Consider the following 23,611-nt stretch of genomic DNA (forward strand, 5'->3'; position numbering starts at 1 on the left):
TCAGAAATTTACCAAGGAAATCGATTTGCGGGATCAAGAATACTGGAATTAATATTTTGAATGGCAAGCTTTAGGAAAAGCATTGATATAAATGGACATTTTTTAGCAGATCTGTGTTAAGCTATATCAACCATTTTCTTTGTTGAAAATTCGCTTGCTTATCATTGAGGATGTATGGTGAATAGAAGCTTCATTATGGGGCTGAAATCAATTAGTAGCTGGTCAAAAGAAAACACTTCCGAGGATGGTTGGTTAAATGAAATAGATATACGCCTTTACTTTTTTGTAGATAAGTTAAATGTGTATATTGGAATCAAATTTTAAGTTATGGACGCAGGTAACATTATATATATAATTGCCATCATTATTTATTTCATCTACACAGCTTTGAAAAAAGGCAAAGGTCCTGATGATGTGGCAGCTCCTGAACAAAAAGAGGAGGGTCAATCAAAAAGACCGGCATCTTTTGAAGACTTGCTAAAGGAAATCCGTGACGGTCAACAGGAAAGAGAGCGTGATTTTGACCAATCCGGTCAGGGAGATACTCTGGAGAAAAAACCAACGAGACAAGATAGGTCCATAGAAAAGCCAGTAGCTACACCATCTTATCAACGACCTTCCATTGATCAGCCCAAAGCTTTTGGAAGATTTCAAGGAGAGGTATCAGATGATGAAAAACCACGACACAAAACTTTGGATGAACAAGTAAGGTTGGATGCTGAAATTGAAGGTTTGAAATCTTCCATAGCCGTAGAAGAGATAAGCAAACCCAAAAAGTCCAATAAGTACAGGGCGATGTTGAAAAATCCTGAGTCAGTGAAAGATGCAATTGTACTGAGTGAGATTTTAAATAAGAGAAGTTTTTAATTTTTTCTCTTAATCAATGTTTTTACGATTTCTCTTTGGGAAACCAGCTTTTGAGTATTTATCCTGGTAATTGATTTTTAAATTTTTGACTCTTTTACCATCTCCCAAAACAATATTTTTTGATGGGTGTTCGATATGAATAATCTAATCATATACCCTTTATCGTATCTAACACCATGAAAACGAACCCAACAATTAAATCAGGACATCTGTCTTCAGAGAGGAGAGATTTCTTAAGAAAATCTGGATCTTTAGCGATCATGTCGATGTTTGGCATTGGATTCTTTACTTCCTGCGCCGAAGACGAAGAACCAAGATTGGATGACAGTACACCACCGGCAAATGGAGGAAGTGCCATCTCCTTCGAAAATAACATTATCACAGTTGACTTGGATAGGGCAGAGGCTTTAGACAGAACAGGAGGTTGGACGCTTGTAATTGAGGCGAGAGCGTTGATAGTGAATGTAGGTGGCGGAAATTTCAATGCGCTAACCTCCGTTTGTACACATTCAGGTTGTGACAGAAACTGGTCCTTTAATAATGATGTATTCATCTGTAGCTGTCATGGATCAAGATTTGCCAATGACGGGGCTGTATTGCAGGGTCCTGCTTTGACACCTCTTAGGAGCTTTCCAACCAATGTAGATGGACGTACCCTAACTGTAAATGTATCATGAGTTTTCCTAGAATTATATTACTGGCTTATTTGCTTTGTCTAAGCCAATTTTCTTTCGGCCAGGAGTTTTTCACGGAGACAGGATATGTTAATTTTCTTTCCAAGGCGTCATTGAATGAGTTCAATGGTGAATCTAAGCAGCTGAACGGACTGATAGACCTTGATAAAAATTTACTCGATTTTTATATTGATCTGAACACCCTCAAAACAGGAATTGGCTTGAGGGACAGACACATGAGGGAAAATTACCTGGAAACCAATAAATATCCTTATGCTGAATTTACAGGTAAAATTGCGGAAGGACCTGAACTTAAAAATGGAGAAAGCAGAAAGGTGACAGCCACAGGGAAATTTACCATTCACGGTGTGGAAAGGAAAATTGAAGTGCCGGGAACTATAAAAAGAGTAAATAACAATACGGTAGAACTTGAGGCTAATTTTAAAGTACTCCTTGGTGATTATAAAATTGATATTCCTAAGGTCATGTTTTATGAATTATCAGAAGAACAAACCGTAACAATCAAGGCCGAACTTAAAAAGAAGTAATTTATGAAAACCCTCAAAATTACCTTACTCATATTGTTTAGTATTGTATTTTCTGTAGAGGCTCAATTAGAGCGTAAACCAGCCACAGCATCACAGGAAGTGGACCTTATTTTCCATGCCCCAAGAAGCATCAACTTATTTACGGTAGAGCCCTTGGATGAAAAAACACTTCATTTTGCCATTATGCATACCTTCGGGACTTTAGATGGTGGCATTCGAAATCTTTATGGTCTTGACAATGGGGCCAATATACAGATTACTTTCGAGTATGGATTCAATGACAGATTTTCACTCGGTGCGGCAAGACAAAGTACCGATAAGTTATACAACCTCTATGGCCGGTACCATTTCCTCAAACAGACTCAGGATGGAAGAATGCCTTTTTCTTTGTCTATGATGGCTACAGCAGGAGTGAACACATCTGACTATTCATTTTTAAACGAAGCAAATCCGGATTTCATGGAAAGGACAAGTTACGCAGCACAATTGATGCTTGCCCGTAAATTCTCTGATAAAATCAGTTTGCAAGTCAGCCCTATGATGGCTTATTTTAATAGTCCTCAACCCATATTTCAGATTGAAGGAGACCAAAATCTCTATCTGGCTCTTGGGTTTAGCGGTAAATACAAAATTACAGGTAAATCATCCATTACCCTCCAATACATTCCAAATTTGAATTCTGACTTAAGGAGTAATTTAGGTGTTGGCATTGACTTAGAAGCAGGAGGGCATGTTTTTCAAATGTACTTTGTAACCTCTCAGGCCTTGAATGACCAATACCTACTAGCTGGTGGTAATGGGATTCCAGGAGAACAATTCCGTTTGGGCTTTAATGTGAACAGGGTATTTGCAACAGGTAGAAGAAAATAGAATCAATTTATTCTTGAGAACTGGCTGATGACAATCCAATTATCTTCCATAAGCACTTTCTCAGTGTAGCCATTATTCTCAATCTCTTTTCTGAAATCTTGTAAATATTGATCTTCTTCGGGATAAGCATGTAGGTAATATTTATAAATAAAAAGTTTAAAACCCTTTTCCTGACTGAGAACAATTTCGACATCTGATTGAATATCCTTGACGTTTGAATAAGATAAATTATTCTGGTCAAGGATTATTTTTTTGCTGAAAAATACGAAGTTATTTATTATTATACTTTTCTGAATATCAGTTTTTAATATTGTGTTATTTAAAGTTGATTTGAAGTGATTGTAATTCTTCTTTTCCTTCTGGTAGTAAATGCTCATCAGGACAGGTCCCAAGAGCAAAACTGGAATAACTAACTGTATTAATTTTTTGTTATGCCAGAATATAAATACTGATGCAAATACAATAAGATAAAGAGCCATTTTGTAATCAAGAACCGCCAAGCTAATCAATGCACCTAGAAGAAGTAGAGCAAATGTCCAGAGCTTATAGGTCTTCCACTCTGTAAAACCAAACGAGATCATTACTGCTAAAACAGGAACCAAAATTACCAAATGCCTAGGGTTGAGGTAAATTGGATTGTAAAATTCCAATGTAGAACTCATAAACCAAAAACCTGTAAATAGGCATATCAATAGCAAAGCCATCTCTAGAAAAAACATTTGCTTGGTTTTTAAGGCTTTTATAATGCCAGGAATTGCCATAACTAACCATATCCAGTAAGATCTCTCTACAAAAGTGACCAAAGGTAAGTAGGTTAGCCTTTTGGCAATTGTAGAAATACCCTTATCGGCATAGGTGAATTCTGAAATATAATGCCCCTCATTAACGGAAGATAGTCTGCTGAAAAACTCACCGGTGATAAAGTAATAGGAGGAAAAATAAATACTGAGTACCGCAACAGCGCATGTTATAAAATAGAAGTGGTATTTAAGATTTTGTCCATTTCTCCAATCCAGGATAAATAGAATTATTGGAAAGGGAATTAAAAATACCATCATTTCTTTTGTAGAAAATCCTATGATGAAAGCCAGTGAAATCGTAAGCGCCATTAAAAAGGGGTATTTGCTTCTATAAGTAGCAGCCACAGGCACCAAGCAAATCCAAAATGCCAATATCGGGTCTGGATAGACCTTGTTAACAAAATGAAGAAAATAGACCTGTGTACAGAAGAATACAGTAAACCAATATTTTTCTGATTTGTGGTTTAATTGAGCATATAACAATAAGAAAGTTCCCAAAACGAAAGCTAAAGAAGCGATAGAGCCGATTTTGTCGGAAAATCCTAACAGAAAAGTGAGTAGACCGGAAAAAACAAACGCACCCCACCTATGACCAAAATGACTGTCATCTGGAAACTTTTCACCCGACCAAAGACTTTGTCCAAATTTCAGGTAGGTGACATCATCGGAAAAAGTAATCCCATCGTAGCCGAAATACCAATAAAGCAGAAGAAATAAGATCCCTCCTATAAATTGATATTCTTTCCAGATTTGTTTTTGGGACATTATGTGTCAATAATGATTAGCTTCAAACCTAAATGTACTATCTTTTGGCTTCAATTCTATACCATGGCAAAGGCAAATACAATAGAACAGCAGAAAATTCTCAGGGTTTTTAAGTTAATCAACCTGTTGAAATCCAATATTGGTAAAAATGTACACAAACTGGCCGAAACGCTAGAAACAGACTCCCGGACGATTTATCGTTACTTTAAGTTATTAGAAGCCTTGGGATTCGAAATTGAGAAAAAACATAGCAAATTCAGGCTGGTAGAAAAGGTAGGCAGTCCTGATGAGTACGCTTATGGAACTTTTAATGAGGAAGAGATCGGTCTGATCAATGAACTTATGGGTAAGTCAGGAGATAGAAACTTACTCAAAGATTCCATTCTAAAAAAGATTAATATACGATCGGATTTCAATCAGAGCGTCAACCAACTGTTCAATGCCAGATTAGGGAAATTTGTAGACTTGTTGTCCAGGGCGATAAAAGACAGAAACCAAGTTTACTTGAAGGATTATTATTCTCTGAGTTCAGATTCGGTATCGGATAGGTTGATAGAGCCTGTTTCTTTCAACAAGAATTATGATGCCATTTATGCTTTAGAAGTAGAGAGCAAGGAAATGAAGATTTTCAAAATAGAAAGAATAGGAGAGGTACAACTTACTTCCAAGCCTATGAAGCATCAGTCCTTACACCAGAAACTTGAACCGGGATTATTTGGATTTTCAGGTAAAAATCAATTTGCCATCAAACTGAAATTGAGTAAAAAGGCTTATCAATTGATGATAGAAGAATTTCCAGATGCAAAGCCACACACTTATTTCAAGAATAGAAAGCACTATTTTTTTGAGGGAGAGATACCGCAATTGCCAGGGTTGGCAAGGTTCGTTTTGGGTTTACCTGGAGAGGTTGAAGTTGTTGAAGGAGAAGAGCTTAAAGAATACTTGAGAGAACAATTAGAAAAGCAAAAATTCTTTTAATTATAGGAAAGAGCCGCATAAAGCGGCTCTTGGATTTTTTATTGATGCTCATCCCTAACAAGATCATTTACTGTTTTGACCGGGTTAAATGTTATCAGAGGAACTTCTACAAAAACCGTATTCCATCCTGCCATTGAACCATTCCACAGTCCCGGCAACTCAAGAGCTTTCAAGTCTCTACCACTTTTTGATTTTTCGGTAATAAAACCGGTTCTGATATCCCGAAACTTCAATAATTCAAACTTATTTCCTTCGAAATCTTTTGTCGCACATACCAAGTCAACCGGGTTGAAGTGAGTGGAAGAATGCATAATTTCTTTTTGTGCCGGATCATCGGTATCAATTTGCGCAGTTTCTGCAATTTGAAGTGACACCGATGCATCATCTTCATTTACCCAGAATGGTCCTCCTCCAGGTTCGCCTGTATTTTTTACCATACCGCAGATACGTAGAGGTCTATTCAGTTTTTGAAATAAGTAGTCAGCTTTTTCATCAAATGGAAGCTCTGTGTATTTGCTGGGAAGTTTTCCACTTAAATTTTTCTCATATACTTTTTCGGCTAGTGAAAGACTTTTTTGATCTTTCGAGGTCTTCATAGCTTTTAAAGCCTCAAATACAGCTTCCTGAATTTCCAGTAACAGTCCTCCAATGGCAATTTTGTACTCCTTAGTAGTAGGCTTCAGGCGGTCTGGTACAACATTGTCAATATTCTTGATAAAAATCAAATCCGCATCAATCTCATCCAGGTTTTCTAACAATGCACCATGTCCTGCCGGCCGAAAAAGTATGCTGCCATCTTCTTCCAAAAAGGGCTCGTTATCCATAGTTACTGCTATGGTATCCGTAGACTTTTTTTGTTGGGAGTAGCTTACTTCATATTTGATCCCAAATTGCTTTTCAAGTTTGGTCTGTATCTCAGCCACTTCTTCTTTGAATTTGGATTCATGCTCGGGGGAAACAGTAAAATGTAATCGTACAGTATTGCCTTCACCTAAAGCGTACATATAACCTTCAATAAAGTGCTCGTAGGTTGGAGTCCTATCGTGGTCTTCATAGTGGTGGAATTTAAGTAGTCCTTTCGGAAGCTGACCATATCCTAAGCCCTCCTCATTTAGCAAATGACTCACAATTTTTTTATAATCCTTTTGAGCCAGAGCCTCTTTGATGCTGCTTCCATTTTTATGAAGACTTTCGTCGAGGTCTGAATAGAAAGCAAAATTTTGAATGTTATCGATAAATTTTTTGACAAAGGAGTTTTTAGAAATATCACCGTCTCCTTCAAGGAAAGCAAACAAATCCTTGAACATTCTGGAGGCTGCACCACTGGCAGGGACAAATTTCACCACTTTTTTTTCAGCAGCTTTTTTAGGGTAGGTATCCAGAAAATTCTCTAGTTCTTCCTTTTTCATTGCTTTTATCCCATTGTCGATGGTCGCTGCTTCGATTATTGGTAAAAAGGGAAATCCTTCCCGAAAATGTTTGAGTTGTTCATTGACTATATCAGGATCCATTCCCTGATCCTTGATCTTCTGAATTAAAGCTGTATTCATGGCTATTGGTTTATGTAAATTTAAAAACCTTAAGATATAAATTGATTAGCGCTTATTAAAGCCAATTGTATGATTAAGCTGTAAAATAAATGTATAGTAAAGCAACAGCATTGTTAAAAGCATGTAAAAAAACCGCATACCAAAATCCAAACCTTAACCTAACGATACCAAGTATGAGTCCTCCGAAAAGTTGGGGTAAAACAGCCAAAGGATATAGGTAAATAGGCACAATCTCTAAATCGAAATTGCTTATATGTGTAAAGCCAAATAACAAGACCATTAGCCAGAACCAAAATTTTTTATACTTCAAAAATCTAAATAGAAATTTACTATAGAAATAGCGGTGGTAAAACCAGATGCCTATTATAACCCAAAGGATCAATAAAGTGAAAGCAAGATATTTGGATATGGTAAAAGCTGCTAGGCCAAATAAAAGAAAGGAGATATTCCACCGTGCTCTTGAAAACTTCAGGAAAAGACGAAACATGGACTCCTCAGCCAATGGGGCAAATAGTATTGCTGAAAAGACAGCAAATGCGAGCCCATTTTCCATGATATCCATATCGGCCTCCTCTAAAATTGGAAAAGACCAAGCTACCAGTTCCCATGAACCAAATCCCAACACAATATCCAAAGGAATCCATATCAAGAGTACAATGGCAAGTTTAATCCAGCGCTTTTCTTTTGATTTTTTAATGAATTCTGATTTTGGAAGGCTTTTGATATAGCCAAGTTCCTCCTTAAAAATTTGAATCATGAAATTAATGTAAAAGTGATCTTTTCTTTTGGGGTTTTTTGCGATAAAACATTCAAGGAGGCATTTTCAACCTGTAAAATTCTTGGATAGCCTCCTGTAACTTGGCCATCCCGCATAAGAACGATCAATTTGCCTGACGGGGTCAACTGTACTGTGCCTGGATATACAGGTGAAGTAAGGATAGGGTCTAATTCGTGGGATATTTTTTCTTCCAACTGATAAGCCATCCGATCGATCATGTCAGAGATTCGGAAGGCCTTATTTAAGATCCTGTTATGCAGTAATTGGGGAAGAAGATCCCATTCAGGACCGGGGTATACTTTGATTTTGCTGATTCTAAACCAATCAGAACGGATTTTTGCTTTAGTTTCCACAGGGTGGTAATATCTTTCTGCTTCTGATAAATAACAAATAGTTTCACCCTTGTGAACTCTAGTCCTAGGGGTAATGCCTTCAAACCAGCTTTTACTTTCAGCCACAGTCTCAGTCTCAAAACCTCCCTGGATGCCCATATAGGCCCATTGTCCTTTTTTGATTTTTTTTACCAAGACATGATCATCTGGCTTAATATCAACTATTTGTCCATACTTGACTGGTTTTTGGTTGAGGTAAACTTCAGTATCTGCCCCAGCAAAAACTATCCTTGTTTCATGTTCAAATACCATTTCAGGTCCTATTCCAGACATTTCCAATACCGCAGCATCTTTGGGGTTTCTCAAAATAAAATTGACTTGTGCCACAGCGTATCGGTCCATGGCACCAGAATAAGGAATACCATATTCAGCCAAGCCAAACCGACCCAAGTCCTGTACACTGGTCATAAGTCCAGGCTGTACAAAATGAATATATGATGGAAGCTTAATCATGTTGCAATTGGTATTTACCTGCTTTACTGAGTGCTTTCAGCTCTTTGTATTCATCCAAATCAATGGCTTTGAATTTTATCTTATCATTGACCTGCGCCTTTACCGGAGGATTTTGGTTAATGTCAAAGATGGAAATGGGACAATTCCCCAAGACGTGCCATCCTCCAGGACTTTCACTGGGGTATATGCCTGTTTGTTTGCCACCGATTGCCACACTACCGGCTGGAACACTTCTGTCAGGGTTGGACTTTCGTGGAGTATTCAGTGTCTCATCCAACCCTCCCAAGTACATAAAGCCAGGTAAAAAACCATAAAAATATAGCAGATACTCAGGAGACAGATGCCTTTTAATGATTTCTTCAGGACTTAAGTTATGAATCTTGGAGATTTTTTCGAGATCAATTCCCCATTCACCGTCATAACAAACAGGGATGGTCCAAAGCTTTGAAGTAGGTACTTGTATTTCCAGCTTAACTGCCTGAATTTCTTCTAAAAGCTCTTCTGCTTCTTCCTTGGTGATTTCTATTTGTAATTTCAAAGAAAGACAATGATATCCCATCCGGATTTCTTTAATACCCTCCGTGTATTCTTTTTCAAGGAATCGCTTCACTTCAATCATTTCGGATAAAGTCTTTGGAGAAATTTCCTTGGGCCAAGAAATTTCCAATAATCTACTTTGGATGAGTTTCAGCTTAATGTCCATTTAGGTAAAAGATTTTTTAATAGCCTGAAGAATCGATAAAGCGGAAGGATTGTCTCCATGAACGCAAAGTGTATCTGCCTTTACAGGAATAGTTTTACCAGATACTGATTTGATACAGTTTTTTTCAATAATCCAATTCAAATGTTGAAGTACTGCTTCAGGTGAAGTAAGTACAGCATTTGATAAACTTCTATTGGTCAAGCTTCCATCATCTTGGTAAGTCCTGTCCGCAAATACTTCTCTAGAAACCGGTATTTTATATTTGTATGAAAGCTTTTCAACAGTTGAATTTGGCGGACAATAAATCATTGTACCTGAAAAATGATCCTTGACCAATTCCAAAATCAAAGATGCTGTGACCTGATCTTTTGCAGCAAGGTTGTACAATGCTCCATGAGGTTTGATATGGTTCACTTTTGTATTTTCTTTCTCTGCCGCTTCAAAAAATTGTTCCAATTGCACCTTCAAAGTATCTTTCAAATCTTTTTCCTTCATTTCTAGAATCTTTCTTCCAAAGTTCAATTTGTCCGGAAAAGAAGGATGCGCTCCGATTTTAACTTGGTGGTTATTCGCAGAGCGTATTGTTTGAACAATTGACTTTTGATTCCCGGCATGTCCACCACAGGCTATGTTGCAACTGTCCAAATATGGCATAAGGGCTTCATCATTGATCAGCCCCTCACCCAAATCGCAATTAATATCCAGTTTCTTTAGCATTTCCACCCTCTTAAATTATATAAAAATTCTCCTTGATTATTAACCTGATTGATTTTTTCGGTGTAAAAACTCATGATATGCCAGCTTTCCTACCTAAATGCTTAAATTTGTATTTCAACATTGTATGCAAGTATGTTTGAATTTAATCCTGAAAAACATTATCCCAAAGAAACGGAAAGCCGTATGGTTATTCGTTTTCAAGACTGCGATCCCTTACAACACCTCAACAACGCAAAGTATTTTGATTATTTTTTCAATGCAAGAGAAGATCAGGTTCCAAAACTTTATGGTGTGGAAATGTATGACATGATCCAAAAGTACAATGCTGCTTGGGTGGTGTTCAATCATAATATATCTTATGTCCGACCAGCAAGGGTAGGAGAATGGGTCAGGATCAAAAGTCGGCTACTTTGGTACAATCACGATACGGTCTTGTTGGAATACTATATGACTGATGACAGTGGTCGGGAATTGAAAACGGTTTTATGGACCACCATGAGGTACGTGACCATTAAAGAGGGCGTATCAACAGATCATCAGGGTGCCATTCTAGATTTTCTTAAAGCAACTTCCGAAAATCTTGATGTTACTTCCATTTCCATTGCCCAAAGAGTAAAATCGCTAAAGAATAAATTGAAGGAATTTGGGAATTAAAATTCCTGATTGAGCGACTTAGGACAAAACCTGTACGCAAGCGTACAGGTTTTTTTGTGTGTATATATGGAGTAAAAAGTATAATAATTTTTTCGAAAATTAATTTTTGTAAATGTTCGAAAAATATGTAACCTAATCCTGTAAGGATTTAAGCTCTATTCTGCATGAAACTGTCTCTTTCCCGAACATTTTATGGATATCCTGTTTCAATATTGATACATTTTTGAACACTTCTTTTAGGTTTTTTAAATTATTGGAAATTAACAACTTAACATTTTTTAAATATTGATTATCCAGAAATGAGGTGTGTTAGTATGCCATAAAATTTCTGGAACAGAAGATGGATATAGGAGAGTACCAACTTAAATACTACACAATTATGAAAACATTCATCACACTCGCATTAGCCGCTACTATAGGATTAGCCAGCTTTGCAAACGCTTCAAATGAAAACACTGCTGCTTTGTCTTCTGTGAAGACCAAAAACAACAAGGTAAATGTATACCTTAAAGAGGGTATGGGGAAAGTCAAACTCGCTATTTTGAACCATGACGGGAAAACCCTTCATAGCCAAAAGGTAAATGTGAAAAATGACATTAAGGTACCTTATGACCTATCAAATCTTCCTGTAGGAGAATATCAGGTTTTAGTTCAAAGTAATATCAAGGAGAATAATGCTGATTATACTGTCTATACAGTAGAAACCAAAGATGAACCAATATCTTATCCTTTGATGGCTTATGTAAAAAATCTGGATAATGAAGGTTTTAAGCTTACCGTTATCGGGTTAGACGAACCCGGGGTGGAGGTAAAAATCATAACTCAGAAAGGAAAAACCATTTACAAAGAGTTTATAGACGAGCCCAAAGCTTTTGAAAAAGTATATAAGCTTGATAAAATCAAGGCTGAGGACATCAGCGTACAGGTGAAAGATCAACAAGGCAGGGTGAAAAACCTCTATTTTTGAACTAAATCAAACCTAATAAACTACCACAATTAACCCCTTCAGGAGTTTCCTGAGGGGATTTTTTTGTCTTTCATAAATTATAAAAAGTATTCTAAATCCCTCATTTTTGAAGTGATTTAATTAATTCATTGACTTTGTCTAAATGATATTATAATATCAACTAAAAACCCAAAAATATTGACATAAATGAAAACTTAATGTCAAGACATTTATATGATGAATTGACCATATTTATATAAATGGAACTGTATTATTTATATTTTTTCACATTTTTGGGCATTCGTAAATATTAACCCTTTTCAAAGTATGAATGGATTGAATAGAAAAACTATGTATCTGCTTATTGCAGTGATTTTTAGCTTCGGAAGCCTAGTGCAAGCGCAAGAAGATGTGAATCTGGAGATGATGCATAAAATTAAGAATGAAGGTATAGGGAATTCCCAGATTCAGGACCTTTCCTTTCATTTGACAGATTATTTAGGACCTAGATTATCAGGTTCCACCAATCTCAGAAATGCCAGAGAGTGGACAGCCGAGAAATTTAAGGAATGGGGATTATCCAATGTGCGTATAGATTCTTATGGTGAATTTGGGAGAGGTTGGGATGTCAAAAAATCTTACATCGCTATGAAAGACCCTTACTATGCACAAGTTATCGGTTACCCAAAAGCCTGGACTGATGGAACCAATGGACTGATAGATGCTGAAGTAACTTTGCTTGAAATTACCTCTGAAGAAGATTTTGAAAAATACAGAGGTCAAATTAAGGGGAAAGTAGTAATCACTCCTACAAACTTCAACCATAATCCTGCATTTGAGCCAGAAGCATTTAGGTTAACTGATGAGCAGTTAGAAGAGAGAAAAACCATCAGCATAGGTGGGGGAGGCGGAAGATATACTCCTGAGATGATAGCACAGCTAAGGGCACAGCGAGCTTTGGACCAAAAACTTACTCAATTTTTATTGGAAGAAGAGGTTGGATTGAGGTTGACAGGAACAAGAGGAAGTTTTGGAACAGTATTTCATACAAGAGCAGGGTCATTCAGTACTGATAAAAACCCTACTGTACCAGAAATGGAAATTGCCTCAGAGCACCATGGACGAATTTACCGCTTGTTGAAAAATGGGAAAACAGTAAAAATTGAAGCTGAAATTGAAGTTGAATGGTTGGATGATGACTACAAAGGTTATAATGTCCTGGCTGAGATACCAGGTACTGACAAAAACTTAAAGCCTGAATTGGTACTTTTGGGAGCCCATTTAGACAGTTGGCATGCGGGTACTGGAGGAAATGACAACGCCGCTGGAGTCGCTGTGATGATGGAGGCGATAAGGATCCTCAAAGCATTGGATTATCAACCAAAAAGAACGATCAGAATAGCACTTTGGGGAGAAGAAGAGCAGGGACTTTTCGGGTCAAGAGGTTACGTTCAAAAGTATGTAGCAGACAGGATTTCCAAAGAGAAGAAAGCAGAATGGGATAAAATTTCAGCATACTATAATGTTGATAATGGATCAGGAAAAATAAGAGGTATATATTTGGAAGGTAATGACATGTTGGTCCCAGTTTTTGAAAAATGGTTTGAGCCTTTTCATGAAATGGGAGCTAAAACGGTTACCAGAAGAAATACTGGTTCAACAGATCATGTTGCCTTTGATGCTGTGGGTGTTCCAGGTTTTCAGTTTATCCAGGATCCCATTGATTATGGTAAAGGATATCATACCAATATGGATGTTTATGAACGTATGCAGTTTTCAGATATGACCCAAGCCGCCGTAATAGTTGCAGCTATGGTGTATAATACTTCAGAAAGACAGGAGAAATTGCCAAGAAAAGCCTGGAAATAATTACGCTAAATGATAGATAAAAAAGAGACCAAAACAATTTGGTCTCTTTTTTTTGTTTACGAAAGAAATGTTGGAATAGGGAAGTTAATTTTGTATATTTCGAATCAAAATTTATAAAAATATAAGATTGACCTAAGTTTAATTCTGTATCAAATAAACCCAAATATAAGATGTATTCCGTAGTCAGGACAATTTTCAATGAGGAGCATGAAATGTTCCGCCAATCCATTAAAGATTTTATAGCAAAGGAGATTATTCCATACAATGCTGAGTGGGAAAAGAACAAAATGGTTTCCCGAGAATCATGGAAAAAATTAGGTGAAAATGGATTTTTATGCCTTCAAGCTCCTGAGGAATATGGTGGAATGAATATCAATGATTTTCGTTACAATGCGGTTTTTATTGAAGAGTTAGGTCTTTCTGGTTGTTCTGGACCAGCAATTGGTTACCCTTTACATAGCGATATTGTATTTCCTTATGTCCTTCATTACGGGACTGAGGAAGCCAAAAAGAAGTACATCCCTGGCATGGTATCAGGTGAAATGATATCTGCAGTAGCTATGACCGAGCCAGGTGCAGGTTCTGATCTTCAGGCTATTAGAACGACCGCTGAAGATAAAGGTGACCATTATTTGATCAATGGTTCTAAGACTTTTATCACCAATGGTTTTCTTTGCGACTTGGTGGTGGTAGCAGCCAAAACAGATCCGAGCAAAGGGGCTAAAGGAATCAGTTTGTTTATCGTCGATAGAAATATGGAAGGTTTTTCAAAGGGAGTTCCTTTCGAAAAAGTTGGCTTACATGCACAAGATACTTGTGAATTATTTTTTGAGGATGTAAGAGTTCCCAAAGAAAATTTACTCGGAAAAGTAGGAGAAGGATTCAAATACCTGATGACCGAGTTGGCTCAGGAAAGACTGATTGTGGGTTTGGCTGCTTTGGCATTGGGGGAATCCGCATTTTTATCTACCATAGATTATGTAAAGCAAAGAAGAGCTTTCGGCAAGAGCATTTCAGAATTTCAGAATACCAGGTTCAAATTGGCAGAAATGGGTGCAAAACTAGAACAGGGTAGGATTTATGCTGATCAATTGGTTTTGTTGCATAATGACAAAAAAGTAGACTCTGCTATGGCTTCCTCTGCCAAATACTTATTGACCGAACTTCAATGTGAAGTTTCAGATGAATGTGTACAATTACATGGCGGTTATGGTTACATGTGGGAGTATCCTGTAGCCCGGGCTTTTGCGGATGCAAGAGTGCAGCGAATTTATGCAGGGACCAATGAAATTATGAAGGAACTGATCACGCGAAAATTACTTATGGATTAGGCTCTGATATTTTTATCTGGCAAAAAATCAAAGATTAATGTTTGATTTTCTTTTGACAGCGATTCAATAGAGATGATATATTGTATAAAAAGGCACTTTTTCTACAGGAGAATTGCCTTTCTTTTTTGAAACAAACATTATTGCTTTATATTTATTTGATCGTAAAAAGGATTATTTAGTCTTAACCCAAAATATCAAATACATATGCAAGATTTCCCATGGTTGAAACATTATCCAAAAGCAGTGGATGCAGAGGTCGATGTGACTTCCTACAGCTCAGTAGTCAATCTTTTTGAAGAAAGTGTAAGCAAATTTGGTGATGCAGTGGCCTATGAATGCATGGGTAAATCTATGACATTCAATGAATTGGATACCTACTCTCAAAACTTTGCCTCTTTTCTCCAACATGAATTAAAAATGAGTAAAGGTGATAAAGTGGCCATTCAGATGCCGAACTGCCTTCAGTATCCGGTAGCACTTTTTGGTACACTGAGAGCAGGGATGGTTGTGGTAAATGTGAATCCACTCTATACCGCAAAAGAAATGAAACATCAATTTGATGATTCAGGCGCGAAGGCAATCGTAATAGTAGAAAATTTCGCAAGCAACCTTGAAAAAATTCAGAATGACATTCATGCTGAACACGTTATCACCACAGGTCTCGGAGATATGCTTGGTGGATTGAAAGGTACGATTGTCAATTTTGTGGTGAAGTATGTTAAAAAAATGGTTCCTTCTTACAGTATTCCGAAGGCACATACCTGGAAATCTGCATTGTCTAAAGGAAGCAAAACCGGATTCAACAGGGAATGGATGACTTTGGAAGACGCTGCATTTTTACAATATACAGGAGGTACTACAGGAGTATCCAAAGGCGCTGAACTTACACATGCCAATATAGTGGCTAATATGCAGCAGATTTCTGCTTGGATGAAACCTAAACTGAAGGACAATGAAGAGGTAGTAATTACAGCATTGCCGCTTTACCATATTTTTGCATTGACAGTAAATTGCTTGGCTATGTTTAAAATCGGTGCAAAAAATGTTTTGATCACCAATCCACGAGATATGCCTGGTTTTATTAAAGAACTGGGCAAGCATAAGTTTACCGTTATTACAGGTGTCAATACTTTATTTAATGGATTGATGAATGCAGAAGGGTTTAAAGATTTGGATTTCAGTAGTTTAAAAGTTGCTGTAGGAGGAGGGATGGCGGTTCAAAAGGCTACTGCTGAAAAATGGGAGAAGATAACAGGAATCGCTTTGGCAGAAGGCTATGGCTTGACAGAAACCTCTCCAGTTGCAGTCTGTAACCCAATAGATGGCACGGAAAGAATTGGAACAATTGGAGTTCCACTTCCAAATACTGATGTAAAAGTAATTGATGATGATGGAAAAGTTCTTGCAGTTGGAGAAAAGGGCGAACTGTGCATTAAAGGTCCTCAGGTGATGAAGGGGTATTGGAATAGACCTGAGGAAACAGAAAAGGTAATGGATGGAGATTGGTTTAAAACAGGAGACATTGCTGTAATTGACGAAGACGGTTTTGTAAAAATCGTAGACAGGAAAAAAGAGATGATTTTGGTTTCAGGTTTCAATGTATATCCTAATGAGGTAGAAAATGCGATTGCTTCACATCCTAAAGTACTGGAAACGGGTGTCATAGGTATGCCTGATGAAAAATCCACAGAAAAAGTAGTTGCGTATGTGGTTCCAAAAGACAGTTCTGTCACAGCGGAAGAAATCATATCACATTGTAGGGAAGAACTTACCAATTATAAAGTACCAAGAGAGGTGTACTTCACAGACGAGCTTCCAAAGTCCAATGTTGGTAAAATTCTTAGGCGGAAAATCAAGGAGATGCATGAAAAGAAATGATAAGTATAATATCATTTTCCAAAATGAAATATCGAATGGATGTCAATTTTTTGACATCCATTTTTTATTTATTATTTTTTCAAGTAAATTTTTAAGTCTTTAACCCCAATCTAATTTGAATACTTTTGACTATATCATTATCGGTGCAGGTTCTGCAGGATGCGTACTTGCCAACCGGCTTTCAGAAAATCCGGAAAATACCGTTTTATTGGTTGAAGCTGGTGGACCGGATTCAAAAAATGAAATTAAGATTCCTGGAGCTTATAGCAAACTGCATAGGTCAGAAGTAGATTGGGCTTTTTGGACTGAACCGCAAGAACATGTGGGAGGTCGAAAAATTTTTATCCCAAGAGGAAAAACGCTAGGTGGCTGCAGCAGTACCAATGCCATGGCATATGTACGGGGAAATTCGGCAGATTATGACGAGTGGGCAGCAATGGGAAATAAGGGCTGGTCTTACAAAGATCTTTTACCTTACTTCAAAAGATCAGAAAAAAACCATGACTTTAAGGGGGCATATTATGGAGAGGAAGGCCCTTTGCATGTTAAATTAGCAGATGAACCTCATTTTTTGGGAAAGCACTTTATCGAAGCCTGCGCGGGGTCTGGAATTCCAGTAAATCCTGAATACAATGGTAAAGAACAATTAGGCGCTTCATTACTCCAATACACCATATTCAAGCAACAGAGACAAAGCACAGCGACAGCTTTTTTAAAGCCTGTATTGAACAGAAAAAACCTTATTGTGAAAACTAAATTAAATGTATCTAAAATACTGATTGATAACAATATAGCTATAGGTATTGAAACTATAGATTTAAATAAAAATTATATCAATTATTTAGCTAATAAAGAGGTTATTGTATCTGCTGGCTCCATCAAAACTCCGCAGATTTTGATGTTATCCGGTATAGGTGATTCAGATTATCTCAAGAATTTTGGTATTGAAACCAAGCATAATTTACCAGGTGTTGGCAAGAACCTCCAAGATCATATTTGGTCAGGTGTCAGTACATGGTCTTCCGTAAATACAGATAATCACGGCTTGAATCTGATCCCGATGACCACGAGTCTTCTGAAATATCTTTTTTTCAAAAACGGTCCACTTACTAACGGTCCACTTACAGCTAATGCTTTTCTTAATTTGAATGGAAATGAGAGTAAACCAGATATTCAGTTTCACTTTGCAGTATCAACCGTTAAAGAAGATTATAGTACTGATATCTATGATATCCACACCTTTCCAAAAGATAGTGGCTTTAGTATCATGGTCATTTTATTACACCCCAAAAGTAGGGGGTTCATCGGATTGAAAGATGATGATCCGTTTTCTGCTCCTTTGATACAGCCTAATCTACTTTCTGAGAAAGAAGACTTAAATCTTTTGATAAAAGGATTAGCGAAAGCGAAAGAAGTAATGGGACAAGAATCCTTAAAGCAATTCCGAAAAGGAGAGGCATTAATTCCGAGTTCATTTGAACGTGAAGGAATAGAAGCTCACATACAAAAAACCTTAGAAACTTTATATCATCCGGTTGGTACTTGTAAGATGGGTAACGATGAGATGTCAGTGGTTGACTCGGATTTAAAGGTTTATGGCATACAAAATCTACGGATAGCAGACGCTTCAATCATGCCCAAAATTATTTCCGGGAACACCAATGCTGCTTGCATCATGATTGGGGAAAAGGCTTCTGATTTGATCCTTAGTCAATAAAATTTATTTTGAACCAGATTTAATTAAAAGCTTGAAATCTATTCAAGTTTGTTTTGACCTATATTTAAGTTTTATGAAATTTTACCTGAAGTATTCTTTTTTGTTGTTTTTACTATGTACGTGTGGTAGACCGGATATTCTTGATCAAGATCTTTATGGGCACGAACTGACAGCAAGGTCATTAGAAAAATCAATGGAGGATAATTTGCTCGCAACTTGGTATCCTATTTCATTTGACTTTGATTCAGGTGGCTATTTCAGTAATTTTGATTATCAATTTAATCTGATTGAGGGCAGTCATGATAAATTTATCGTCACACAGGCAAGACACTTATGGTCTAGTGCTGTTGCAATGCAGGTTTATCCAGAAGTTGAATATTATTCAAAAGGTGCAAAGTTAGGGTTCGAATTCCTGAAAAATCATATGTGGGATCCGTTAAATGGCGGATTTTTTCAAATGGTGAATAGATCGGGAAGGCCGTTGTTGGAAAACGAAAGTATGAAAACGGCGTATGGCAACAGTTTTGGCATTTATGCTTTGGCTACTTATTTTGAGGTAAGTGGAGACTCAGCAGCGTTAGATCTCGCTATTCAGGCCTTTCAATGGTTGGATGAAAACAGTTATGACCCTGTACATGGCGGATATTTTCAACACTTGAGCCAGAGTGGAGAACCAATCAATAGAAAAGATGATACTCCTTCTGGCTCAGACTTGGGGTATAAAGATCAAAATTCTTCAATACACTTACTAGAAGCTTTCACAGCCCTGTATAAGGTCTGGGATGACTTTATTCTTGAAAAGAGGCTTGAAGAAATGTTGCTTTTGGTCAGGGATACCATTACGCATGAGGACGGCTACCTTATATTATTTTTCAAGCCTGATTGGACTCCGGTTTCATTTCAGCAAGAAAGTAGAGAAACTATTTTGAATCATCGTCAATTGGATCACGTGTCCTATGGCCATGATGTGGAGACTGCTTTTCTTATGATGGAGTCAGCCCACGCCTTGGGTTGGGGAGATGATGAAATTACTTTGAATCAAGGGAAAAAGATGATTGATCATGCATTAACTTATGGTTGGGATGATGAAAATGGAGGATTCTACGATGAGGGTTATTATTTCAAGGGAGAAAATGAACCGGAAGTCATCAAAGATTCCAAAAACTGGTGGGCTCAGGCAGAAGGCATGAATGCTTTGCTGATGATGGCAAATTATTATCCAGATGATGAAATGGACTATTTAGGAAAATTTCAGCAACAATGGGAATATATCCAAAACTACCTAATAGATCACGTCCACGGGGATTGGTATCCTGGTGGCTTGGACAAACAACCTGAAATGAAAACTGCTGATAAAGGACATATTTGGAAAGGTAATTACCATCAATTGCGTTCTTTCAAGCACAGTATAGAAATGTTAAGAAATATGGACGTAGGCAAGGATTGATTAACTGTTTTTAATCCCCAGTTTTATTTTCAATTATTGCATAATAAGAATATTATTGACAACTTCTTTCGACATAAATATGGATTTTTTGTTGTCTACCAGAATCTCTATGGAACCATCAAATTCCACTTTGTCCATTACTTTTATTCTAGCTCCTATATATGCACCAACTTTATCCAAATACCTTAAAAAAGCTGCACTGCTGTCTTTCACAGCTACAATTTGACCGGTAGCATTGATCTCCAACTCTGATAATGGTAAGCGTGGCCTTGAGCGTACATCTCCATATTCATCTGGGATAGGATCACCGTGTGGATCAAACTTGGGAAAACCGAGGTACTCATCCAGTCTTTGAATCAGAATTTTTGACTTGATGTGTTCCAATTCGTCAGCAACTTCATGGACCTCATCCCAGGAAAAGTTGAGCTTTTCTACTAAAAATACTTCCCAAAGTCTGTGCTTCCGAATGGTCTGCAATGCTAATTTTTTACCCTCTTCAGTAATATGAACACCATAATATTTCCTGTATTCAATTACTTCCTTTTCTCCCAATTTTCTCAGCATGTCAGATACTGAGGCGGGACGGGTTTTCATTTCAGCTGAAATATCATTTGTGGATACACTCTTCTTTCCTTCTTCGGAAAGGTGAAAAATGGCTTTTAGGTAATTCTCTTCAGAATAGGTGAGTTCAAGCATCTGTCTTATGTTTTGATGCAAAGATAGTAATTTAGACGATGCTAAAAAATAGTTTACTAGAGACTAAAAGAGCTGTGGATAACTCCTTTTTAATTGTGATACATACATTAGGTATGACTAAAATATGATTTAGGATCGACATAAAAAAGGCTTATTGTAATGAAATACAATTGCTTATAAAACGTGTTAAACAGATAAAGTCAGATTTTTTCAAAAATAATTGAGTTTCCAATATCAGATAATTGGTTTCTAAATAACCAGTTTGGTGGATAACTTTTTTTCAGGATGTTGATAAAGCTTTGTATGGTCTGTTTTCCCTCAAAAAAATGAATCGGATATTTCACAAGGTTTTTTGGCTTGTTTTAAAAGAGCAATTCAGAAGTTATCAAAGGTGTCATTGAATAGAAAGTTTGATAACCTTTGATTAGGGTGAAGCCGGAAAAATTGATTGTATTTCTTTTAAAAGAGTATTCATAAAAAATAGGGAATTGGCAATAACTAGGATTAATACCTAAAAAAAATTACATACGATTTAGTAAAATGAGATTAAGTTTATATCTCAGCCTATATTGCGCTTTTATTTTAAGTAGAGGTTATATGGTTGTCTATCAGATCTAGAAACTTTTCCTTTTCAGTTTCCCAAAGAGCTTCTTGCGCAGTAAACTTGTCATAAAATACTTTTGACTTGATGAATTGTAAAACAGATTGATGATCATTTGGATTTTGAAAGTCAACTTCGATTCCTGCACCATATTTTTCTGCCAATGATTTCCATGCGGTGTTAGGGCTAAAAAGAAATGCTTTATTTAGTGCTAGGCATTCATACAGCTTACTGGGTATTTTAGGGCTTATACTTTTTATTTGGTGATAGGGAAGCAAAATAAGGTCTGCGGCTTTGTAGGCTTCCAATATTAAGGTATAATCTAAAGGCTTGTCCTCAATACATGCATGGATGTATGGTTTATCTCTTACAAGATCCCTGAGTTTGTTCCTAAAACCTTCAAGAGGCGCATGTCCTAAAATTTTCAAACGAGCGTATGGATTAATTTTTAAAATGTTTTCAAACCACAAAATAGCGTCTATACCACCATAAACTTCAGCCAGAGTGCCGCAAAGAAGGAACTGAATAGCATCAGCTTCAATCTTGAAGGGTTTTGAACCTTGTGTTATAGGTCCTTGATATTTGTTTTCAAAAATTGTAAAATTCTTTATAGCATGGAATTCATTTGGATAACATTTTTCAGCAAAAATAAAATGATCTATAAATGGTCTTGAACTTGATTCAATCAATTTTACTATTCCTGCGAAGAAGGATTTTTCTATTCCATATTTACCGTTGTTGTACTTTATGTTTAGAGAATAGTTTTCCTGTATATCATAGATGACTTTATATTTAAGCAAAAACTTCCCTAACAAAGCATATGGGAGGAGCTCATAAGTCGTTACAATTAGAATTTTGGGTTTGATTTTGATTAAAAGCTTTAAAAGTCTGAAACCAGCTGCAAAACGTGAAATTGAATTTCTATTTTTGTAAAAAAGGGGGTGGAATTTTATGGATTTTTCATCTCTTTCTTTTTTTGAACAAAATCCTATGATGTTTATCTGGTATTTATTTGTTTCACGCAGCGAAAGCCCAAATTTGTAGTAGCTTCTTGAATCCTTGAGGGGTTTAAGCACAGAAGCAATGGCAATTTTGACAGGCTGCATAGTATATTTTAAAATGAATTGAATCAACCAAAAATATGGAATTAAGAGCTATAATAGAAAAAGCCTGGGAAAACAGGGAATTATTAAAAGAAAAGGAAGTACAAATTGCCATAAAGACTGTAATCAGTGACTTGGATATTGGAAAGCTTAGGGTTGCAGAACCATTGGAAAATGGTGAATGGCAGGTAAATGACTGGGTCAAGAAGGCAGTAATCCTTTACTTCCCAATCCAAAAAATGCATACTATTGAGGTAGGACCTTTTGAGTTTCATGATAAAATGGCACTTAAGACCAATTATGCCAAACAAGGAGTAAGAGTTGTACCCCATGCTGTGGCACGCTATGGAGCCTTTTTAGCAAGCGGAGTAGTTATGATGCCATCATACGTCAACATAGGCGCTTATGTGGATAGTGGCACGATGGTTGATACCTGGGCTACGGTTGGTTCTTGTGCACAAATTGGCAAAAATGTCCATTTAAGCGGCGGAGTCGGCATTGGAGGAGTTTTGGAACCTGTACAAGCAGCTCCCGTTATCATTGAAGAAGGCGCGTTTATTGGCTCAAGAGCTATTATCGTGGAAGGAGTGAGGATTGGCAAAGAAGCAGTGATTGGGGCAGGTGTTACATTGACAGCAAGTTCCAAGATTATAGACGTTACAGGAAGAGAACCCAAAGAATATAAAGGCTATGTGCCGCCACGTTCAGTGGTAATCCCTGGTTCAATTACTAAAAATTTTCCTGCTGGAGAGTTTCAAGTACCCTGTGCTTTAATCATTGGACAAAGAAAAGCTTCTACAGATCTCAAAACTTCTTTGAATGACGCATTGAGAGAAAATAATGTAGCAGTTTAAAAAAAGTTTATTAATAATGAAATTCAGTAAATGGGTATATGTTGCCCTTATCAGCATAATCTTAGCTTCTTGTTCTTCCGGAGAGTCCAATAAAGGAGATCAGCTTTATGCTGCAGGAAATTATGAAGAAGCCATAAATGCGTACAATTCCTATTTGGTAAACAGACCTAAAAATGTACAGGCTTTGTACAATAGGGGTCGTTCGCATGAAGAATTGGGAGAGTATGATAAAGCAGAAAGAGATTTTCTGGCTGCATTAACACATGATGCTAAGAATACGCAAGTTTTGTTAAGTCTTTCAAATATTTATCAAAAACAGAAAAAGCACACTAGTGCTTTACTGTATGCTGAATATGCGGTAGAAGTAGCTGGAGCACCTGCTATGGCATATTTCATGAAAGCCAGGGCATTACATCAGCT

Annotated in this window: 22 protein-coding genes; 14 read left to right on the forward strand and 8 right to left on the reverse strand. The window is 37.0% G+C overall.

Going from position 1 to position 23,611, the window contains the following annotated elements:
- Window positions 1–327: 327 nt before the first annotated feature.
- The 4 genes from EA341_RS04630 (at window position 328) to EA341_RS04645 (ending at window position 2,959) form a co-directional block, all read left to right on the forward strand.
- A complete protein-coding gene (locus EA341_RS04630) occupies window positions 328–867 on the forward strand; it encodes a hypothetical protein (protein WP_293011757.1) in 540 nt (179 codons plus the stop codon).
- 176 nt (window positions 868–1,043) lie between these two features.
- Window positions 1,044–1,544, forward strand: coding sequence for a Rieske (2Fe-2S) protein (locus EA341_RS04635; RefSeq protein ID WP_293011759.1), 501 nt, complete (start codon window positions 1,044–1,046; stop codon window positions 1,542–1,544).
- A complete protein-coding gene (locus EA341_RS04640; protein ID WP_293011761.1) occupies window positions 1,541–2,089 on the forward strand; it encodes a YceI family protein in 549 nt (182 codons plus the stop codon). Before EA341_RS04635 ends, EA341_RS04640 begins: the two co-directional genes overlap by 4 nt.
- A gap of 3 nt (window positions 2,090–2,092) precedes the next feature.
- Window positions 2,093–2,959, forward strand: a complete 867-nt coding sequence (locus tag EA341_RS04645; protein WP_293011762.1) for a DUF5777 family beta-barrel protein — start codon at window positions 2,093–2,095, stop codon at window positions 2,957–2,959.
- A 2-nt stretch (window positions 2,960–2,961) separates the two neighbouring features.
- On the opposite strand, the gene EA341_RS04650 is transcribed toward EA341_RS04645, so the two are convergent.
- On the reverse strand, window positions 2,962–4,524 hold the full coding sequence (locus EA341_RS04650; RefSeq protein ID WP_293011764.1) for a hypothetical protein: 1,563 nt from the start codon (window positions 4,522–4,524) through the stop codon (window positions 2,962–2,964).
- Window positions 4,525–4,587: 63 nt separating this feature from the next.
- Here EA341_RS04650 and EA341_RS04655 point away from each other — a divergent pair, with 63 nt between their 5' ends.
- Window positions 4,588–5,502, forward strand: coding sequence for a YafY family protein (locus EA341_RS04655; RefSeq protein ID WP_293011765.1), 915 nt, complete (start codon window positions 4,588–4,590; stop codon window positions 5,500–5,502).
- Between the two features lie 38 nt (window positions 5,503–5,540).
- Here EA341_RS04655 and EA341_RS04660 read toward each other — a convergent pair whose 3' ends face one another.
- The 5 genes from EA341_RS04660 to pxpA form a co-directional block, all read right to left on the reverse strand.
- Window positions 5,541–7,052, reverse strand: a complete 1,512-nt coding sequence (locus EA341_RS04660) for a DUF4301 family protein (RefSeq protein WP_293011767.1) — start codon at window positions 7,050–7,052, stop codon at window positions 5,541–5,543.
- Between the two features lie 73 nt (window positions 7,053–7,125).
- Entirely contained in the window at window positions 7,126–7,809 is a 684-nt protein-coding gene (locus tag EA341_RS04665; protein WP_293011768.1) for a CPBP family glutamic-type intramembrane protease, read from the reverse strand.
- Window positions 7,806–8,675, reverse strand: coding sequence for a biotin-dependent carboxyltransferase family protein (locus EA341_RS04670; protein ID WP_293011769.1), 870 nt, complete (start codon window positions 8,673–8,675; stop codon window positions 7,806–7,808). Before EA341_RS04670 ends, EA341_RS04665 begins: the two co-directional genes overlap by 4 nt.
- Entirely contained in the window at window positions 8,668–9,378 is a 711-nt protein-coding gene (pxpB, locus tag EA341_RS04675; RefSeq protein ID WP_293011770.1) for a 5-oxoprolinase subunit PxpB, read from the reverse strand. Before pxpB ends, EA341_RS04670 begins: the two co-directional genes overlap by 8 nt.
- Window positions 9,379–10,095: a 5-oxoprolinase subunit PxpA gene (gene pxpA, locus EA341_RS04680; RefSeq protein WP_293011771.1), complete on the reverse strand. Its 717-nt coding sequence runs from the start codon at window positions 10,093–10,095 to the stop codon at window positions 9,379–9,381.
- A gap of 132 nt (window positions 10,096–10,227) precedes the next feature.
- Here pxpA and EA341_RS04685 point away from each other — a divergent pair, with 132 nt between their 5' ends.
- The 7 genes from EA341_RS04685 (at window position 10,228) to EA341_RS04715 (ending at window position 19,937) form a co-directional block, all read left to right on the forward strand.
- Window positions 10,228–10,749, forward strand: a complete 522-nt coding sequence (locus EA341_RS04685; protein WP_293011773.1) for a thioesterase family protein — start codon at window positions 10,228–10,230, stop codon at window positions 10,747–10,749.
- 379 nt (window positions 10,750–11,128) lie between these two features.
- Complete coding sequence (locus EA341_RS04690; RefSeq protein WP_293011775.1) at window positions 11,129–11,716, forward strand: DUF3244 domain-containing protein; 588 nt, start codon at window positions 11,129–11,131, stop codon at window positions 11,714–11,716.
- A 330-nt stretch (window positions 11,717–12,046) separates the two neighbouring features.
- Window positions 12,047–13,564 (forward strand): M20/M25/M40 family metallo-hydrolase, encoded by a 1,518-nt coding sequence (locus EA341_RS04695; protein WP_293011777.1) that lies wholly within the window; start codon window positions 12,047–12,049, stop codon window positions 13,562–13,564.
- Between the two features lie 170 nt (window positions 13,565–13,734).
- Window positions 13,735–14,895, forward strand: a complete 1,161-nt coding sequence (locus EA341_RS04700) for an acyl-CoA dehydrogenase family protein (RefSeq protein ID WP_293011779.1) — start codon at window positions 13,735–13,737, stop codon at window positions 14,893–14,895.
- Between the two features lie 204 nt (window positions 14,896–15,099).
- Window positions 15,100–16,773, forward strand: coding sequence for an AMP-binding protein (locus tag EA341_RS04705; RefSeq protein WP_293011781.1), 1,674 nt, complete (start codon window positions 15,100–15,102; stop codon window positions 16,771–16,773).
- Between the two features lie 115 nt (window positions 16,774–16,888).
- Window positions 16,889–18,490 carry a GMC family oxidoreductase gene (locus tag EA341_RS04710; RefSeq protein ID WP_293011782.1) on the forward strand — a complete coding sequence of 534 codons (1,602 nt, stop codon included), beginning with the start codon at window positions 16,889–16,891 and terminating at the stop codon, window positions 18,488–18,490.
- Between the two features lie 73 nt (window positions 18,491–18,563).
- The gene (locus tag EA341_RS04715) at window positions 18,564–19,937 is read left to right on the forward strand and encodes an AGE family epimerase/isomerase (RefSeq protein WP_293011784.1); all 1,374 of its coding nucleotides are present in this window, start codon (window positions 18,564–18,566) and stop codon (window positions 19,935–19,937) included.
- A gap of 33 nt (window positions 19,938–19,970) precedes the next feature.
- On the opposite strand, the gene EA341_RS04720 is transcribed toward EA341_RS04715, so the two are convergent.
- A complete protein-coding gene (locus EA341_RS04720; protein WP_293011786.1) occupies window positions 19,971–20,633 on the reverse strand; it encodes a metal-dependent transcriptional regulator in 663 nt (220 codons plus the stop codon).
- A 582-nt stretch (window positions 20,634–21,215) separates the two neighbouring features.
- Entirely contained in the window at window positions 21,216–22,310 is a 1,095-nt protein-coding gene (locus EA341_RS04725; RefSeq protein WP_293011788.1) for a hypothetical protein, read from the reverse strand.
- Between the two features lie 65 nt (window positions 22,311–22,375).
- Here EA341_RS04725 and EA341_RS04730 point away from each other — a divergent pair, with 65 nt between their 5' ends.
- Together EA341_RS04730 and EA341_RS04735 are read left to right on the forward strand one after the other, a co-directional pair.
- On the forward strand, window positions 22,376–23,191 hold the full coding sequence (locus tag EA341_RS04730) for a 2,3,4,5-tetrahydropyridine-2,6-dicarboxylate N-succinyltransferase (protein WP_293011790.1): 816 nt from the start codon (window positions 22,376–22,378) through the stop codon (window positions 23,189–23,191).
- A gap of 16 nt (window positions 23,192–23,207) precedes the next feature.
- Window positions 23,208–23,611: tetratricopeptide repeat protein (locus tag EA341_RS04735; RefSeq protein WP_293011792.1), on the forward strand; the 404-nt coding region annotated here is incomplete at its 3' end.

The sequence above is a fragment of the Mongoliibacter sp. genome (assembly GCF_007692705.1).
Taxonomy (GTDB): domain Bacteria; phylum Bacteroidota; class Bacteroidia; order Cytophagales; family Cyclobacteriaceae; genus Mongoliibacter.

Excerpts from the sequence above, each read along its gene's own strand:
- EA341_RS04630 (WP_293011757.1), top strand. The coding sequence starts at position 328 with ATGGACGCAGGTAACATTATATATATAATTGCCATCATTATTTATTTC.
- EA341_RS04635 (WP_293011759.1), top strand. The coding sequence starts at position 1,044 with ATGAAAACGAACCCAACAATTAAATCAGGACATCTGTCTTCAGAGAGG.
- EA341_RS04640 (WP_293011761.1), top strand. The coding sequence starts at position 1,541 with ATGAGTTTTCCTAGAATTATATTACTGGCTTATTTGCTTTGTCTAAGC.
- EA341_RS04645 (WP_293011762.1), top strand. The coding sequence starts at position 2,093 with ATGAAAACCCTCAAAATTACCTTACTCATATTGTTTAGTATTGTATTT.
- EA341_RS04650 (WP_293011764.1), bottom strand. The coding sequence starts at position 4,524 with ATGTCCCAAAAACAAATCTGGAAAGAATATCAATTTATAGGAGGGATC.
- EA341_RS04655 (WP_293011765.1), top strand. The coding sequence starts at position 4,588 with ATGGCAAAGGCAAATACAATAGAACAGCAGAAAATTCTCAGGGTTTTT.
- EA341_RS04660 (WP_293011767.1), bottom strand. The coding sequence starts at position 7,052 with ATGAATACAGCTTTAATTCAGAAGATCAAGGATCAGGGAATGGATCCT.
- EA341_RS04665 (WP_293011768.1), bottom strand. The coding sequence starts at position 7,809 with ATGATTCAAATTTTTAAGGAGGAACTTGGCTATATCAAAAGCCTTCCA.
- EA341_RS04670 (WP_293011769.1), bottom strand. The coding sequence starts at position 8,675 with ATGATTAAGCTTCCATCATATATTCATTTTGTACAGCCTGGACTTATG.
- pxpB (WP_293011770.1), bottom strand. The coding sequence starts at position 9,378 with ATGGACATTAAGCTGAAACTCATCCAAAGTAGATTATTGGAAATTTCT.
- pxpA (WP_293011771.1), bottom strand. The coding sequence starts at position 10,095 with ATGCTAAAGAAACTGGATATTAATTGCGATTTGGGTGAGGGGCTGATC.
- EA341_RS04685 (WP_293011773.1), top strand. The coding sequence starts at position 10,228 with ATGTTTGAATTTAATCCTGAAAAACATTATCCCAAAGAAACGGAAAGC.
- EA341_RS04690 (WP_293011775.1), top strand. The coding sequence starts at position 11,129 with ATGAAAACATTCATCACACTCGCATTAGCCGCTACTATAGGATTAGCC.
- EA341_RS04695 (WP_293011777.1), top strand. The coding sequence starts at position 12,047 with ATGTATCTGCTTATTGCAGTGATTTTTAGCTTCGGAAGCCTAGTGCAA.
- EA341_RS04700 (WP_293011779.1), top strand. The coding sequence starts at position 13,735 with ATGTATTCCGTAGTCAGGACAATTTTCAATGAGGAGCATGAAATGTTC.
- EA341_RS04705 (WP_293011781.1), top strand. The coding sequence starts at position 15,100 with ATGCAAGATTTCCCATGGTTGAAACATTATCCAAAAGCAGTGGATGCA.
- EA341_RS04715 (WP_293011784.1), top strand. The coding sequence starts at position 18,564 with ATGAAATTTTACCTGAAGTATTCTTTTTTGTTGTTTTTACTATGTACG.
- EA341_RS04720 (WP_293011786.1), bottom strand. The coding sequence starts at position 20,633 with ATGCTTGAACTCACCTATTCTGAAGAGAATTACCTAAAAGCCATTTTT.
- EA341_RS04730 (WP_293011790.1), top strand. The coding sequence starts at position 22,376 with ATGGAATTAAGAGCTATAATAGAAAAAGCCTGGGAAAACAGGGAATTA.